This is a genomic window from Thermodesulfovibrionia bacterium, from assembly GCA_030646035.1.
Lineage (GTDB): Bacteria > Nitrospirota > Thermodesulfovibrionia > UBA6902 > UBA6902 > JACQZG01.
In genome coordinates, this window is record JAUSMY010000019.1 from 32,621 (window position 1) to 49,545 (window position 16,925).

Consider the following 16,925-nt stretch of genomic DNA (forward strand, 5'->3'; position numbering starts at 1 on the left):
ATACTTACTAATGACCTCTCCAGATAATAAACCCGTCATCATTCTCCTCGGCCCGACTTCCGTCGGCAAGACAGGCGTATCAATCCTTCTCGCAAAGGCGCTGAAGACAGAGATCATCAGCGCTGATTCGATGCAGATCTATCGGCATATGGATATCGGCACGGCAAAGCCTTCCCCGGATGAGCTGAGAGAGGTGAAACATCACCTTATAGATATTCTTTCTCCCGGGAAATCATTCAGTGCCGGGCTTTTCAGAGACAGCGCTGTTAAGCTTATCGATGAACTTCATCAAAAAAATAAGATCCCTCTGATCGTCGGCGGGACAGGGTTATATATCAGAACACTGACAGCGGGATTATTTGAGGGGCCTTCCGCAGACTGGAAACTGAGGGATGAATTACTGGAAACTGAACATGCCAAAGGAGATGGATATCTTCACTCTTACCTTGAAAAGATTGACCCTGAGGCAGCAAAAAAGATAGAGCCGAATGATGTGAGAAGGATCATAAGGGCGCTTGAGGTATCGCTTAATGATAAGAAGATATCGGAAAAACAGAAGAGCCATACAAAGCCCGAACCGTATGATTTTATTAAGATAGGGCTTACAAGAGAGAGAAAAGAGCTTTACAGCCTGATAGATAAGCGGGTTAACAAGATGATGCAGGACGGCCTGCTGGAAGAGGTTCTGAATCTCATTGCTCTGAGGCCGGACAGGACAGCTATGCAGGCACTCGGCTATAAAGAGATGAGCCTCTATATTGCCGGAGAGGTGCCGCTTGAAGAAGCGGTTGAACTCATCAAGAAGCGGACGAGGAATTATGCGAAGAGGCAGATGACATGGTTCCGAAAAGAGCCTGATATAAATTGGGTGGACCTGACGGGATTATATGATTCAAATACGATGTTTGAAAAAATATTGAGTGATATAGAGGCAATTAAAAAGATTGTTATTAAATCTCACTAATTTTTTTCCGCCTCAATATCATAATCCCGGATAAGATTATCAGGCCTCCGCCAAGCAGCGCCATGGCTTCCGGGGCCTCCTGCAGAAAGATAAATGCCAGGATTATCGCACCGACCGGTTCGAAGTAACCCAATATTGCAGCTTCATTTGCTTTAACTGTCCTGATACCATCCACATATAGTATCGGTGCGATAGTTGAATGGAGAAGCCCCATTGTTATGAGGTAAGGAAGCGCTTGATAAGTTATCTCTGTACCCGCTATAAAAGGCATCAGCACAAACACAGCCACTAAATTCTGCACAAAAACGATAAAGAGTGATGAAAACCTCGAAGATATCCCTTTCACAGTCAAAATTATAAATGCGTAAGCAACGCCTGAAAAGGCGCCGGCAATAATCCCTCTGGTATTCCCATTGTTAACAGAAAGCATTTCGGTAAAATCCGGCCTTCCTAACATAACCCATAAACCCAGAGACGAAAGCATGATAGCTATCCATGTTGTCTTGAATATCTTCTCTTTAAGAAAGAGCGGCGCAAGCATCGCGACAAATATCGGGGCGGTATAATGCGTGAGCACTGAGTTTGCTATTGTCGTGTGCTTGAAAGCAAAGAAGAAGAGGAGCGTATTAGCAAGAAAAAGGAATGGGATAAGGGATAAGATCAATAAATTGTTTATTGAGCCGGCATTCTTTAAAGAGCCTTTTATCTGCCCTTTTGCTGAAAGGATCAGGAACTGTATAACAAGGGCGATCACTGCCGGATAAAAGACCGTACTGAGCGTAGGCAGCCCGGCTTTTCTTACAAATACCCCGAGCGAACTCCAGATAAGAATAGCCGCTATGATTTTAAAGTAGCCCATGTTGTTTAGTTTAATAAAAGGAATGAAAAAGGCATATAAGTTCAGTGATCTTTTCTTTGTGCCTTACGCCTTCTGTCCCCTGAACTTATCTTTTAAAGCCTTTTCGACAGCCCTTGGCACAAGCCCTTTCAGCGAGCCTCCAAAAAAAGCTATCTCCTTTACAAGGGTGGATGAGAGGAAGATATATTCACCGCTGGGGGTCATAAAGACCGTCTCTATATTTGCATTAAGCCGTCTGTTCATAAGGGCCATCTGCAGCTCAAACTCAAAATCAGATACCGCCCTCAAGCCTCTTACAAGCGCAATGCTTTTTCTGCTCTCCGCGTAATCAACGAGAAGGTTGTCAAAAGACTCGACCCTTGCGCCTTTAAGCCCTTTCATGGATGACTTGATCAATTCTATCCTCTCTTCAGCCGTAAAGAGCGGCTTCTTCTTCCGGCTCGGAGCAACAGCGACAATGACGCTGTCAAATATTTTTAACGTCCTTTTGATCAGGTCTATGTGGCCGTTTGTAATGGGGTCAAACGTTCCAGGATATATGGCGGTCTTCTTCAAAACATGCCTCCTCTGCCGATTCCATTATACTTTAACATCTTCAGATATCTTGTAAAAACTCAGGACTGTATCTCCGTAATGATAATCTTTTGTTTTCTCAAGCCGTTCAAACATCTGAGGCAGCTCCATTTTAACAAAATGTTCAGCAATAACAATCCCGTCCTCTTTTAAAATGCCTGACTTGCCGATGGAGGACATAGCCTTGATTATCTCATCTGTATGATAAGGGGGGTCAAGGAAGATAATGTCAAAGCTCAACCCCTCTTCTTCCGCCCATTCAATAAATGACGACACCTTCCTTGATATAACCTTTGTTTGCCCGCTAAGCTCTTTTTTCTCAATAGCCTTGTTGATCTCAACAATATTCTTCTTGGCCACCTCAACAAAAAAAACCTCTGATGCACCTTCTTTAATAGCGGCAAGCCCTACAGCGCCTGTGCCTGCATAAAGGTCAAGGAACCATGCATTTTCCACCCTGCTTCTAATGATATCAAATAGGGCCTCCCTTACCCTGTTGGAGGTGGGCCTTAAAGACTTGCCTTTATCAGTGTTGCGTTCTTTCATAAAGAGATGTCACTAATTATAGGAGATAGATTAAAGATAAAATTTACAGATCGTCTCGTGTCAATAGACTGCCATTGTCCGGGTTTTTTAGATATATATTCTCACACCATACATGATTATACGGAAGTCCCCAGACCTTTAAGGACTTCAATGTCCCAAGTCCCTTATTTTCAAGCTTATTCTTCATTGCAATAAAGAGTTTTGCCTCGGAATCAGCATCTGTTCCGGCACGATGAGGGCATTCATTAATGATCCGGTACCTCTCAAGCAGATAATCAAGGCGATGATAAGGAAAATCCGGATGAAGCTGTCTTGATAGCTTTAATGTGCAGATAGCATTGTGAGAGAGGTCAGTATTTAAATGTTGAAGTTCATATCGAAGAAACCTCATATCAAACGGGGCATTATGTGCAATCAAAACCGTATTGTTAATGAATCCTGCTATCTTCCCGGCAACATCGGTAAAGAGAGGCGCATCTTTAACCATCCAGTCCTGTATGCCGTGATAAATGGTATTTGTTATATTGACGCAAGGGTTGATAAGTGTCTCTAACTTATCAACAATTTCACCATTAATGATCTTTGTAAGTCCAATTTCACATATCCGGTCAAACGTCGAAGTCCCTGTCGTCTCAACATCAACAACAACAAATGTATGCTCATCAAAAGGTCTGTCCATAGGAATTAATAGAACATGAAAAGATTCTAAACAAGTTTAACCATTTACAAGTCATATCGTCAATAATAGTAAGCTTAATATATGTTACAAACAAAATTGGTACGATATATTCTGAAGCATAACTTATGGATATTTATAACATATCTATAAATAGTGCTTTACTTTTTTTTTACGTTATATTATATTGGTATTGCCAAACAAGGAATTATATAAACATAAACTTTACTTATAGATTTAATTCAGGTTCTTAATATCCGGAACTGATGAACTAAACTTTTAAAAGCAGCTTAGGCAAAGGGTTATGGCACAAGAGGCAGAATTATACAATGTGAAGCAGTTAAAGCTAAGGGCTGAAGCTGATAATCTTCATAAGATCTCTCAGCTGTTTCACCTATCCAACCTAGAGAAGCAACTTGAGGGTGATCCGGAGACATGGTGGAAGGTTGTAAGTCAAAAACACCTTATCAACGCTCTTAACTTTATAAATTTCCAGGACAGCAGCATCCTCATAAACTTAAGACACAAAAAGTACGATAATACCCTCTCTCTCTCTGCAACACCTCAGCCTTGCATAGATAATACATTGAATTGTTTATGGAAAGATTCATCTTTGGAAAGTCAGAATCTGAACTCATACGAATTCACTAACTTTCTGCTCTCTGACGGACAGGAGCTTATCCTAACCAGGGCACAATTGATAACTATAGATGAAACCGGAATAAGGTTAACTCTGCCGGAAAAATCTTACGAGGTAAGCTCCAGGAAGATCAGGAGAAATTCATGCGAAGGCATTCAGGTTCAGTTCATGCAGAATGGTGTGATCTTTAGCGGCTCACTAGTTGATTTCAGCGCTATATCCTTTTGTGTTGAGCTTTCCTCCGACAAGTCCCAGTCTTTCCATTGGATCAATCTGGATCTGCAGGTTTATATTATCCTGAAAAACATGGGCGAAACACTTTATTCAGGCACTTGCGAAATAATAAGGCAGTCTTCCGGTCAAAAGACCAAGACATTTATACTGAAGCCTCAAAGCAGCCAGATCACAAGGGTTAAAGCCAAAGAGTTCAGGAGCCTGAGACAGAAACTTTCACCGACTCCAAACATTATATTCACCCATCCTTTTACAAATAAGAGAACTATACTCAAAGTCTTTGACCTCTCCGGCTCCGGCATTTCCGTAGAAGAGGCTCAGGATAATTCCGTTCTAATGCCGGGAATGATCTTCCCTGAGCTTGGCATTGAATTCATGAACAGCTTTGTTATTAATTGCAAAGCGCAGGTCATCTACCGAAAGAAGACAGATAAAGGGACGGTATTATGCGGCCTCGCGATACTGGATATGGCTCCTCAGGACCAGGTTAGGCTTTCAGCTCTCCTGCATCAGATAAAAGACAGTAATTCATATGTATGCACTATAAATGTTGACCTGGATGAATTATGGAATTTCTTCTTTGAGACCGGTTTTGTCTATCCCAAAAAATATGCATTTATCCAGAGCCAGAAAAAGAAATTCAAAGAGACATATGAAAAACTCTATACTCAAAATCCCGATATTGCAAAACACATTATTTACCAGGATAAAGGAAAGATTTACGGACATGTCTCCATGTTCCGTTATTATGATAAAACCTGGATACTCCACCACCATGCGGCAAAGATGTCCCAGCATCATAAAAAAGCAGGCCTCATTGTCGCCGAGCAGCTTGGGCACTATATTAATGAGTTTCACCGCATGTATTCTTCGCATATGCACTTCCTTGCCTGTTATTACAGGCCTGAGAACAGATTCCCGAGCCGTGTTTACGGCGGAGTTGCCAAGGAATTAAATGATCCAAAGAGATGCTCAATAGACAAGATGGCTTATTTCCATGGCAAAAAAAACCATGACGCAGGCGACCTTCCTGAGGGCTGGGTTCTGGGGCAAACCGCAGCGGAAGACCTTAACGAGTTAGATAATTTCTATGAACATACTTCCGGCGGGCTTATGATCCATGCCCTTGACCTTGACCCGTCAATGGTCGATTCCGTAAACATTGACAATGAGTACAAGAGGCTGGGCTTTAAGCGGGAAAGACGCCTCTTCTCATTAAAGAATAACAATATCCTAAAAGCGATATTCATGGTAAATATCTCAGACATCGGCCTGAATATGTCTGACCTCACCAACTGCATTCATGTACTGGCGCTTGATACGGAAGACTTCAGTTGTGATATCCTTAACATAGCTCTCACAAGGCTCTCAACATACTATGAGCATGAAGAAATGCCGGTGCTGCTTTTCCCCCACTCCTTTGCTGAAGAAAAATCAATTCCTTATGATAAGACTTATAACCTGCTTGTATTAGGCATTAATCATTTCGATCATTACTTCAAACAGCTTGAGAAGTTACTGCGTATTATAAAGTAAAATTTTTTTATTCCTTAGCTGATTTTACTTTCCAATACAATTTTGATAATTCGAGATTCTAAAATGAAACGAAAAGAAAACTTACTGCTATATAACAGCAAAATCATAGATACTTATTTAAAATTTATACGGCGCCACTATGATTATATAAATATTAAAGAACTCCTGCGGCATGCAAAAATGGAATCCTACCAGGTCGAGGATCCGGGGCATTGGTTTTCTCAGGAACAGATAAACAGGTTCCATGAAAAACTGAAGAAACTTACTGGAAACAGGGAAGTTGCAAGAGCAGCCGGCAGGTACTCTGCATCTCCTGATGTTATAGGCATAATGAAACAGTATGTTCTCGGCCTTATCGGGCCAAGTAAGGCCTATACACGTTTAGGCAAGGCTGCTTCAAGCTTCACAAAAGCATCTACATTTAACACGAAGAATTTAGGTCCAAATAAGATTGAATTTGTTGTCACTCTTAATCAGGGCGTCCAAGAAGAACCATTTCAATGCGAAAACAGACTTGGTTATATAGAAGCCATATCTAAGGTATTTAACTATAAATTGCCAAACATAGAACATCCGGAATGTATCTTCCAAGGAGGAAAGAGATGCAGATATATTGTCTCTTGGCAAGAATCACCGATCGCTTTCTGGAAGAAGATAAGAAACTATGCGGCATTGGCATTTGCTGTCATTTTATTCGGTTTCAGTTTGATCTCGCCTTTATTTGCCCTAACAACCCTGACTCCCCTTTTTTTAATAAGCTTGATCATGCTAAGTTGGTATGCTGTAACCACAGAAATAAAAACTTTAAATTCAGCGGTCAATACTTTAAAGGATACCTCCGAGAAACTGACGGAACAAAACAAAGTCAATTACAATTATGCCCTTATGATCAATGAAATTGGGGCGACCCTTAGCAAGTTTTCAGACATTGACAGTATTGTAAATCGCGTTATTGAGATATTGGAGAAACGCCTTGATTTTGACAGGGGCATAATCCTTCTGGCAAACAAATATAAGACTAAGCTTGTCATTCATGCCGGATTCGGATATTCCGGGGAAGAGCTAAAGCTTTTAAGTGAAACCGTTTTTCATCTTAATAACCCTGATTCAAAAGGGATCTTTGTAGTCTCTTTTAAGAAACAAAAAACCTTTCTGGTAAATGATATTGACGAAATAGAAAGCGATCTCTCTCCCAGGGGCCTTGATTTAGCAAAGAAGATGGGAGCGAAGTCATTTATCTGTTGTCCAATAATTTACGGGAAAGAATCATTGGGTATTCTTGCCGTTGACAATATAAAAACAAAGAGGCCGCTTGTTCAACGCGATATCAATATGCTGATGGGAATTGCTCCTCAAATAGGAATAAGCATGCGTAATGCGATGCTTAGAGATGCAACAACTCAGCAGCACAAGTCCATATTGCAAATTCTGACAGCAAATATTGAAGCCCACGAGATGAGTGATGCCCTTCTATCAAAAGAAGGGCATCACCATTTGAAAGAAGCGAATAAAATAAGCTGGAACTAAGAAAATAACGTTAAGGTTTAGTTATAATAATTAAACAGTTAATTATCCAACCTATCGTTTCTACAGAGATATAATGAAAAAAGAAAAAGACATCCCTTTATATAACAGCAGAATAATAAATACTTATATAAAATTTATCAAACGTAATTATAGCTATGTCGACGTGAATGACCTGTTGCATTACGCAAAGATGGAGTCCTACCAGGTCGAAGATGTCGGCCACTGGTTTACACAGGAACAGATAAACCGCTTCCATGAAAAGCTGAAAAAGCTGACTGGAAACATTGAGATCGCAAGGGAAACCGGTAGGTATTTAGCATCACCTGAAGCTACAGGATTATTAAAACAATATATTTTAGGTCTTGTCAGCTTACCTAAAGTCTACGAAATGGCTGGAAAAGCCGCTAGTAAATTTACCAGATCCTCTTCTTATTCATCAAAAAAAATTGGTCCCAATCAAATCGAACTCTCTGTCTCGCTTAATGCCGGCGTAAAAGAAGAGCCATTCCAGTGTGAAAATAGATTCGGGTATATTGAAGCACTTGCAAAAATATTTAATTATAAATCAAAGAAAATTGAACATCCTGAATGCGTTTTCCAGGGAGGAAAATCTTGTCGATATATTATATCCTGGAATGAATCTACTGCTACTATCTGGAAGAAAATAAGGGCATACACAACCTTGCTCTTTTCAGCTTTCTGTCTAATATCTTTTTTTATTGTTCCGCATCTTACATTAATCGCTTTCCTCCCAGCTTCAGCAATTATCCTTTTAGTTATGAGCTGGTACGCTGGCAACTCGGAAATCCAAGAATTGAAGGCCGCTGTAAACAGCCTTGAGGGGTCATCAGAAAAACTTATTGATCAGATCGATATAAACTACAACAATTCCCTAATGATAAATGAGATAGGGGAAGCTTTGAGCAAACAGGCAAACATTGACGGCATATTAGCAAAAGTAATCCAGATCCTTGAAAAACGTCTTGACTATGACAGGGGCATGATCCTGCTTGCGAATCAAGATAAGACGCAATTGATCTTCCGAACAGGATATGGATATCTAAAGAACCAGGTAAGGTTTCTAAAAAAAGCTGTTTTTCATCTTGATAATCCTGATTCAAAAGGAGTATTTGTTGTTTCGTTTAAGAAGCAGGAGCCTTTTTTAATAAATGACATTGACGAGATAGAGGATCTAATTACTGCCCATAGTCTGGAATTCGCCAAAGAGATGGGTGTGAAATCATTTATCTGCTGCCCGATTGTATATGAAAAAGAAACATTAGGCATACTTGCAGTTGATAATATTAAAAGCAAAAAACCTTTGGTTCAAAGCGATATCAATCTACTGATGGGGATCGCTCCTCAGATAGGAATAAGCATGTACAATGCCTCGCTCCGGGATGCGGAGGCAGAGCAGTTTAAATCAATTCTTCATGTGCTTGCAGCGAGCATCGATGCCCGTGATCCTCTTACAGCCGGCCATTCTGAGAAAGTCACCGAATATGCGGTTGGCATATGTCGGGAAATGAAATTATCCAGCGATTACTGTGAGATGGTCAGGGTGGCTTCCTTACTGCATGATTATGGGAAGATAGGCGTTGAAGATGCTATCCTGAAGAAGCAAGGCCCTCTTGACCATGATGAATATGAAAAAATAAAGACCCATGCTACAAAAACAAGCAAGATTCTGTGCCAGATAAACTTTCAGGGAATTTATAAGCAAGTTCCGGAAATTGCAGGCTCCCATCATGAAAAGCTTAACGGCAGCGGTTATCCAAAAGGATTGAAAGGGGATGAAATACCATTGGGCGCTCAAATTATAGCAGTTGCAGACTTTTTTGAAGCTATTACATCAAAGCGTCACTACAGAGACCCCATGTACCTCAATACAGCATTTGAGCTTTTACAGAGCAAGATCGATATCTTCTTCAATAGAGAAATCGTAGAAGCTCTTATGAGATACTATAACAGGGAATACAAAGATAAACAGCCTGTACAACTTAATTTATAAATACCCTTAAACCGGTTTCTCCCCCCTGCATGAAATTATCGGGGTATATGTAAATCTTCTGGGATCAGAGAAAAAGCTTTTGCTTTCTGCAAGAAATTCTTCGTAGCCACCCTCATACTCTTTGAATTCATAATTAATTTTCTTGGGAATAACTTCAAGTTTCTTTATCCAGTTATAGGCATCGATATTTTTAAGCTCCCCAAATATTATATGATGAGCATTCACATCAACATCTATATCTTTATACCCAAGATCATAAAGATATGAATATAGCTTTCTGCCAATATAAGGATCAAAGTTAGCTTTCTCCTCTAATATTTTTGTAATTGCAAAGATTGTCCTCTCAAGTCTTTTAGAGTATCCGTAATGATTGAGGGCATTATGATCAAGATCGACTAGACATATAATCCCTCCTGGTTTCAAGATCCTATTTGCATTCTTAACAATATCCATACTGTCGGCACGATAATATTCAAGGACAAACCTAACCCATATAAAATCAAATAGCCCAAGTTCATCCATCGGCTCTTTAATATCTATACATTTAAACTCTATCCCATCAACTTTATAATGCTTCTTTGCATATTCTATTCTATCCTTGGCAAAGTCTATTCCAACTACTTCTCCATCTGGCTGAACAAGTTTATGCAACACCGATGTAGTCTTGCCTGAACCGCATCCCAAGTCTGCAACCCTCATGCCCGGCTTAATACCAGCCCATATAGCCTGTTTCTCTACAATTTTTGAATCCGTTTTTAGATCAAGTCGAGTGGTCTCTTCTGCACTTTCCATTAAATATTTACTGTTTGGCACTGATTAAACTCCTTGTAATTAATTTTATATAAACTATCAAATCGCTTATTGTGTATCATGGCATATTGTAATAATGCGAATTTTGCCAGCCCTTCTTAAACGCCTTATTTAAATGATAGATAGCCATAAATGAATCAAATCTCTTTAGTGAAAATAAAGTTCTAACCATCCTGAAGAAGAAACCATAAGGTGAATATATTCTGCTTTTTATATAATTATTACCTTTATAGAGCTCTTTCTCATTAATTCCTTTTGGTTCATGAACAAGATGGGAAAACCTGTACTTTACCCAATCATCAGGAAAGTTCGTGTGCTTCAATCTGCCCTCTGATTGCAAACGATCAAATAGGCTGGTCCCCGGAAGCGGCGTTAGAATCGTTATCTGTGCAACATCAACTCCAGCCCTGACAATAAAGTCACTCAGCTCCTTAAAGTACTTCGCATTCTCATAATCATTCCCTAGTATAAAAGCTCCGAGTACTCCTATGCCATATTTATGAAACTTGCCAATTATATTTTTAAAGTTATCTATCCCTATTTTTAAATTAATCCCCTTCTTCATATCTTTAAGACTCTCTTTGCTGATTGTTTCAATCCCGACAAGAGCATAGATACAACCACTCTTAGCAGCATACTTAAGAACTTCCTCATTCTCCCCCGTGTTAATTGAGGTCTGCATACACCATTTTTTCTTTATGTTTCGCTTCAGCATTCCCTTAAATAATTTTATGGCATTTTCTTCCGAGCTCTTGCCATACCCCACAAGATTATCATCAAGAAAGATAATATATTTATTCTCTATCTTCTCTAATTCATCTAAAATATCCTCTGTTTTCTTTTGTCTGTAATCTTTCCCCAGATATCTGGAAACCGAGCAAAAGTCACAGCCAAAAGGGCAACCACGAGATGTCTGTATCGTCCCCCATAAATATTTATTACTGAGCAGATCTCTCCTGGGCAAAATATGGTAATCTCTTAATGACACAACCGGTCCATGATATTTTTGTTTTAAAACGTTATTTTCAAAATCTTCTATAACCTTCTGCCAGATAAGTTCAGCTTCACCAACAACAACTGAGTCAACATAATTTACTGCCTCATCAGGAAGCATAGAGGCATGAATGCCACCCAAAATAACTTTTATCCCCTTACTGCGATAAATACCTGCAATCTCATAGGCCCTGTTTATATTGGCAGTAAATGATGTAATTCCTACAAGGTCTGCTTCCTTATAACTGAACTCTTCCATATTCTCATCTATGATCTCTACATCCCAGTAGTCAGGGGTCAAAGCTGCTACATAGGCAAGGCTTAAAGGGGGATAAGCAGAAAATTTACTAAGAAGCAGGCCGCTTTTCTGTCCTACAGGATTTATAAGGATTAATTTCTTTTTCATATCTATTTCTTTATAAATAAATTAAAACTGTTTATAATAACGTCAAACTTAGTATAAGTCAAAAAACAATAAGGAGATTTCTAATGAAAAAAACAACACTGTTAAAAGCTGTATCATTATTTATGCTTGCGTTGTTGATTTTCTGTCCTGCACAGAATATCCACGCTTCAGGTTTTGCCATATATACGCAGGGAGCTGATTCTCTGGGGCAGGGCAATTCTGTTACCGCGCATCTTAAAGACCCGTCAGCCATCTTCATTAACCCCGCTCTTATTAACAAACTGGATGGCACTAAGTTAGAACTGGGAACGACTTTCATCTCGCCATCACGCGAGTTTAAGAGCGATACAGGCGCAACCTTTAAGGCTGAAAACAAGGTTTTTTTCCCAAGCACCCTCTTTGTTACACACAAATATAATGAGAAGCTTAGCTTTGGGCTTGGAGTATTCAATCCATTCGGTCTTGGAAGTGAGTGGAATGAGTCCTGGGAAGGACGCTACATTGCTACTAAATCAGAATTAACTACTATTAATATAAATCCTGTTGTTTCATATCAGGTATTACCAAACCTCGCCATTGCAGCAGGTTTTGATTATATTACCCTCGATGCATCATTAGAGAAAAAGATGAATTTTGGTAGCACTGACGGTAATCAAAAGTTTGATGGAGACGGTAGCGGATACGGTTTCAATCTTGGTATCCTTTACGACGTTAATAATGATATCGCTATAGGCGCATCTTACAGAAGCGAAGTTGAGATAGATGTCGATGGAGCCGCATCGTTTAGTAATATCCCAGTATCTTTGAGTGCTTACTTCCCCAATACTGACGGTAAAACCACCATTACGCTTCCTGAGCAAATTCATGCCGGAGTCGCATATAAAGGTATTGACAAGCTCACCCTGGAGGCAGGTATCAGATGGGAAGGATGGTCCTCCTACGACGAGTTAAAGTTTAATTTTGACCAGGCTGTTGGATTCCCTGTTCCCAATCAAATATCTGTTGTACCAAAAAACTGGGATGATACGATATCTGTGCTCTTTGGAGGAGAGTATCAGCTCAACGAGATGGTAGTGCTGCGGGCAGGATATCTTAGGGCTGGCAATCCGGTACCTGATGAAACATTTGAACCTTCAATACCGGATGCAGATACAGATATATTCACAATCGGGACAGGCATTAAGTACAAACACTGCAAGTTTGATCTTGCATACGGTTTTCAGAATATACATGACAGAAACAAAAACAATACTATAGATGATAATCCTGCTAATGCCCTAAACAGCGCCTTAAGCGCTAATGGGAGATACGAAACAAAAATTCATATGCTGGGTGCCAGCGTATCTCACACTTTCTAATCAATTATTCTGCTTGCTACAAAAAAAGGCTGGGTCATAATTGGCTCAGCCTTTTTTTACTGTCTGCGTCATTATCTATTCCTCTTAGTTTCATCTTTCCCGATATCTTCATCATTTCATCAAAATACTGTAATATTAATAAATAAAGAGGCGTTTTCTCATGAAGGACAAAAAAAGAAATACCAAAGAACCTGTTAAAGATCTGTTAAAGCTTCGCCGAAAGGTTGCAATGCTGGAAGCACAGATAGAAGAAAAATCTTTATCTGAGGAGCGGTACCGTTCACTGGTGGAGTCAACCGAAGACTCAATATACCTGGTTGACCGCGATTACAGATATCTCTTTGTGAACAAAAAACACCTTTCAAGATTAGGCCTTATAAAAAACAACTTTCATGGAAGAACATTTGACGAATTTCATTCAGAAGAAGATACGAGAGATTTCACTGAAAAAGTAGACAAAGTATTTAAGACCGGCCATTCCATTCAGTATGAACATAAAAGCAGCATGGATGATAAGTATTTTTTGCTGACACTCAGTCCTGTAAGAGGAAAGAGCAAGAAAATCATATCGGTAACTGTAGTATCAAAAGATATAACCAGACTAAAAGATTTAGAGGAAAACCTCCGCATGCTCTCATTAACCGATGACCTGACCGATCTTTACAACAGGCGCGGGTTCTTTGCCCTCGCCGAGCATCAGCTGAAAGTTGCAGACCGTCAGAAGCAAGGTCTTTTCCTGCTGTATGCCGACTTTGACAATTTAAAAAAAATAAATGATAAATTCGGTCATAATGAAGGCAGCCGGGCACTGGTTGAGACCGCAAAGATCCTCAAAAAACACTTTAGAAAATCAGATATAATGGCGCGGATGGGAGGGGATGAATTTGCAATTATCCCTGTAGTAAGCACCGGAGAGCGGCCTGACAAAATTGCTGAACGTTTAAAAAAATATCTGGAGTTATACTACTCAAAGAAAAATTTCGGCTACAAATTATCAATAAGCATCGGAATAGCCTACTATGACCCGAACAAACCCTGCTCAATTGACGAACTTCTGTCCAGGGCGGATAAGTTAATGTATAAACAGAAAAAGCTAAAGAAATAGCCTCAATAAAATGAACAGACCAAAAAAAAACAATGAACCATCCCCGCTAAATAAACAAGACTGGACCGGCATTTTCAATACAATAACCGACATGATCACCATCCACGATAAAGACTTCAATATAATACATGCAAACGATGCAGCAAAGAAAAATCTGTACCTGCCGCTTTTAGGCGAAAAAGAAGCAAAATGCTTTAAATATTACCACGGAACACCCTGTCCTCCAACCGGATGCCCGAGTTGTGAATGTGTCAAAACCGGAATCCCTTCCTCTTTTGAGCTCTTTGAGCCCCATTTAAACAGGCATATTGAGATACGGGCAATCCCTCGATTTGACAATGACAACAACCTCATAGGAGTGATACATATTGTCAGAGATATCTCAAAACGTATCCGCGACGAAGAAGAGATCAGAAAGACAAGCGAAGAACTTCGCAAGCTTACTGCACACCTGCAGTCTGTGCGTGAAGAAGAGAGAAAGCATATTGCCCGCGAGATACATGATGAACTGGCCCAATTACTCACAGCGTTGAACATGGACATTTTCTGGCTGCATGGGAAATTGCCGAAAGAGCAAAAACCAATTTATGAAAAGACCGCTTCAATGTTAAAACTAATCGACAGGATACTGCAAACAGTATCAAAAATATCTTCTGAGCTCAGGCCCGGGCTTCTTGACGATCTCGGACTTCAAGAAGCTATGGAATGGCAGGCAGATGAATTTCAGAAACGTACAGGCATCAAGTGTAAGATGGCCTTCGTCGCCAATAATAGCATTGATCCGGAACGCGCCACTACGGTATTCCGCATATTCCAGGAGACACTGACAAATGTTGTACGCCATGCAAAAGCGACAAGAGTTTCAATATCTCTTGAAGAAAAAGACCATAATCTTATACTTAATGTAAAAGATAATGGAAGAGGAATAACAGAAGCTGAAATAATAAACCCTGATGCTTTCGGACTGATAGGTATACGTGAACGTGTATATCATTGGAAAGGGAAGGCTAAAATATCAGGAAAACCTGATAAGGGCACTACCGTAACCGTCAGTATTCCCCTGAATAATGATGAAGGGGAACAAACCATATGATTAAAATACTGATCGTTGATGATCACGCAATTGTCCGTGAAGGGCTGAAACAGATACTCTCTGAGACTTCCGACATTGTTGTAACTGACGAAGCGAATAATGGACAGGAGGCCTTGGAGAAAGTCTGGCATAACAAATATGATGTTGTCCTTCTTGATATCTCCATGCCGGGCAGAAACGGGCTTGAGATACTCAAACAGATAAAGCACGATAATAAGGCGCTTCATGTCCTTATATTAAGCGTATCTCCGGAAGAACAATATGCTGTAAGAGCCTTAAAGGCAGGAGCTTCAGGTTACCTGACAAAAGAGAGCACTCCCAACGAACTGATAGAGGCTATCAGAAAAGTCTCAGCCGGCAAAAAATATGTAAGTTCTTCGCTTGCAGAAAGATTGGCCACACATCTGGAGGCTAAATCAGAGGATTCTCTCCATGACTCACTCTCAGACCGGGAATATGAGGTAATGTGTATGATCGCATCCGGCAAGGCAGTCAAGGAGATCGCGGAGAATCTTTGTCTAAGCGCGAAAACTATCAGCACATACAGATCACGCATCATGGAAAAGATGGAAATGAAAAACAATGCGCAGTTGACCCATTATGCAATAAGTAACCGGCTTGTAACGGACTAAGCCTGTGTTATAAGCATTATCATTCCCTTCGCCAGTTTTTCCTTCATAGGACAAATACCTACAATACTTCAAGGAATATTCCTATGAAAAAATCAGGAGGAGGCTTATTCTTAATCCCATTAAAAGGTGTTAGGTTGTAATAAGGAAGAAAGGCAGCAGTCATGTTACTTAAGAATCCGATAATAAAAGAAGCGGTGCCAGTTAAGAGGGCTGTCAATTACAAAGCTGAATTTGCTCATGATAATACGCGTTATCCCGGAGTCATAGTGAATCTGTCCGAAAACAGCCTTTATATGATCGCCTTTCCTACAAACAGTCCCATAAAATTAGTTCCCGGAACAACGTTGCAGGTAAAACTGGATCCGCCCTCTCAAGAACCAATTTGCCTGCAATGTCAGGTAACGTGGTCATATAAAACCCCGCCTCACGGACTGACACAGAGCATTGGCATGGAGATCATCGATTCATTCCCTGGCTATCAGCATCTCCTGAACGATTTTTCCTGAAACATCTTTCAGTTATTGCTAAACCAGTTTTTTAAAACTCCTTATAATCTCTCCTTCCCGCTAATTTTGACTTTTTACTTTATTTTGTTATACTTAGCTATAAATAACTCCTATGGAAGACAATTCTAAAAGACGTTCTAAAAGAAAGACCTTCAGGCTAAAGGCTGAGATCACACTGGGCAGTAAAAGTTACAGAGGGTTTATAGAGAACCTCTCCGGTGAGGGGCTTTTCGGTGTCATCATACGCGATGAAGCGTTAGAGGATCTTAAAACCAATATGCTTGTGAATGTAAAATTCGAGTTTCCCACTGGAGAAACATTTAATTTATTCTGTGAGATTAAGAGACTGCAGGAAGATATGGACGCCCTGGTAGGACGTGTCTATAACTTCGGCATGGAGATAATTGATCAGTCTCCGCAGTATAAAAAATTTATCTCAACGCTTTAACAAGGTCA

At 40.0% G+C, this 16,925-nt stretch carries 16 protein-coding genes; 10 read left to right on the forward strand and 6 right to left on the reverse strand.

What is annotated here, in order from left to right; genetic code table 11:
* Positions 1 to 10 precede the first annotated feature (10 nt).
* Positions 11 to 964, forward strand: coding sequence for a tRNA (adenosine(37)-N6)-dimethylallyltransferase MiaA (gene miaA, locus Q7U10_02460; GenBank protein MDO8281482.1), 954 nt, complete (start codon positions 11 to 13; stop codon positions 962 to 964).
* Here the strand turns inward: miaA and Q7U10_02465 are convergent.
* From Q7U10_02465 to Q7U10_02480, 4 genes are all read right to left on the reverse strand, one after another.
* Positions 951 to 1,823 carry an EamA family transporter gene (locus tag Q7U10_02465; GenBank protein MDO8281483.1) on the reverse strand — a complete coding sequence of 291 codons (873 nt, stop codon included), beginning with the start codon at positions 1,821 to 1,823 and terminating at the stop codon, positions 951 to 953. The genes miaA and Q7U10_02465 overlap by 14 nt on opposite strands.
* Before the next feature lie 63 nt (positions 1,824 to 1,886).
* Positions 1,887 to 2,378 carry a pantetheine-phosphate adenylyltransferase gene (gene coaD, locus Q7U10_02470; protein ID MDO8281484.1) on the reverse strand — a complete coding sequence of 164 codons (492 nt, stop codon included), beginning with the start codon at positions 2,376 to 2,378 and terminating at the stop codon, positions 1,887 to 1,889.
* Positions 2,379 to 2,402: 24 nt separating this feature from the next.
* Entirely contained in the window at positions 2,403 to 2,942 is a 540-nt protein-coding gene (gene rsmD / locus Q7U10_02475) for a 16S rRNA (guanine(966)-N(2))-methyltransferase RsmD (protein ID MDO8281485.1), read from the reverse strand.
* 43 nt (positions 2,943 to 2,985) lie between these two features.
* Positions 2,986 to 3,621 carry a 3'-5' exonuclease gene (locus tag Q7U10_02480; GenBank protein ID MDO8281486.1) on the reverse strand — a complete coding sequence of 212 codons (636 nt, stop codon included), beginning with the start codon at positions 3,619 to 3,621 and terminating at the stop codon, positions 2,986 to 2,988.
* Positions 3,622 to 3,922: 301 nt separating this feature from the next.
* Between Q7U10_02480 and Q7U10_02485 the strand changes: the two genes are divergently transcribed.
* The 3 genes from Q7U10_02485 (at position 3,923) to Q7U10_02495 (ending at position 9,566) form a co-directional block, all read left to right on the forward strand.
* Positions 3,923 to 6,028: a PilZ domain-containing protein gene (locus Q7U10_02485; GenBank protein ID MDO8281487.1), complete on the forward strand. Its 2,106-nt coding sequence runs from the start codon at positions 3,923 to 3,925 to the stop codon at positions 6,026 to 6,028.
* Between the two features lie 42 nt (positions 6,029 to 6,070).
* Positions 6,071 to 7,555, forward strand: coding sequence for a GAF domain-containing protein (locus Q7U10_02490; GenBank protein ID MDO8281488.1), 1,485 nt, complete (start codon positions 6,071 to 6,073; stop codon positions 7,553 to 7,555).
* 73 nt (positions 7,556 to 7,628) lie between these two features.
* On the forward strand, positions 7,629 to 9,566 hold the full coding sequence (locus tag Q7U10_02495; protein ID MDO8281489.1) for an HD domain-containing phosphohydrolase: 1,938 nt from the start codon (positions 7,629 to 7,631) through the stop codon (positions 9,564 to 9,566).
* A 6-nt stretch (positions 9,567 to 9,572) separates the two neighbouring features.
* Here Q7U10_02495 and Q7U10_02500 read toward each other — a convergent pair whose 3' ends face one another.
* Positions 9,573 to 10,379, reverse strand: coding sequence for a class I SAM-dependent methyltransferase (locus Q7U10_02500; protein ID MDO8281490.1), 807 nt, complete (start codon positions 10,377 to 10,379; stop codon positions 9,573 to 9,575).
* Between the two features lie 55 nt (positions 10,380 to 10,434).
* On the reverse strand, positions 10,435 to 11,775 hold the full coding sequence (locus tag Q7U10_02505) for a radical SAM protein (protein MDO8281491.1): 1,341 nt from the start codon (positions 11,773 to 11,775) through the stop codon (positions 10,435 to 10,437).
* An 83-nt stretch (positions 11,776 to 11,858) separates the two neighbouring features.
* Between Q7U10_02505 and Q7U10_02510 the strand changes: the two genes are divergently transcribed.
* The 6 genes from Q7U10_02510 to Q7U10_02535 all read left to right on the forward strand — a co-directional run bounded on the left by Q7U10_02510 (position 11,859) and on the right by Q7U10_02535 (position 16,917).
* Complete coding sequence (locus tag Q7U10_02510) at positions 11,859 to 13,133, forward strand: TonB-dependent receptor (GenBank protein ID MDO8281492.1); 1,275 nt, start codon at positions 11,859 to 11,861, stop codon at positions 13,131 to 13,133.
* A 160-nt stretch (positions 13,134 to 13,293) separates the two neighbouring features.
* Positions 13,294 to 14,238, forward strand: a complete 945-nt coding sequence (locus Q7U10_02515) for a GGDEF domain-containing protein (protein MDO8281493.1) — start codon at positions 13,294 to 13,296, stop codon at positions 14,236 to 14,238.
* Between the two features lie 10 nt (positions 14,239 to 14,248).
* A complete protein-coding gene (locus tag Q7U10_02520) occupies positions 14,249 to 15,331 on the forward strand; it encodes a histidine kinase (protein MDO8281494.1) in 1,083 nt (360 codons plus the stop codon).
* Positions 15,328 to 15,963: a response regulator transcription factor gene (locus tag Q7U10_02525; protein ID MDO8281495.1), complete on the forward strand. Its 636-nt coding sequence runs from the start codon at positions 15,328 to 15,330 to the stop codon at positions 15,961 to 15,963. The genes Q7U10_02520 and Q7U10_02525 overlap by 4 nt, the downstream gene beginning before the upstream one ends.
* Positions 15,964 to 16,124: 161 nt before the next feature.
* Positions 16,125 to 16,469 carry a PilZ domain-containing protein gene (locus tag Q7U10_02530; GenBank protein MDO8281496.1) on the forward strand — a complete coding sequence of 115 codons (345 nt, stop codon included), beginning with the start codon at positions 16,125 to 16,127 and terminating at the stop codon, positions 16,467 to 16,469.
* A gap of 112 nt (positions 16,470 to 16,581) precedes the next feature.
* Positions 16,582 to 16,917 carry a PilZ domain-containing protein gene (locus Q7U10_02535; GenBank protein MDO8281497.1) on the forward strand — a complete coding sequence of 112 codons (336 nt, stop codon included), beginning with the start codon at positions 16,582 to 16,584 and terminating at the stop codon, positions 16,915 to 16,917.
* Positions 16,918 to 16,925: the final 8 nt, after the last annotated feature.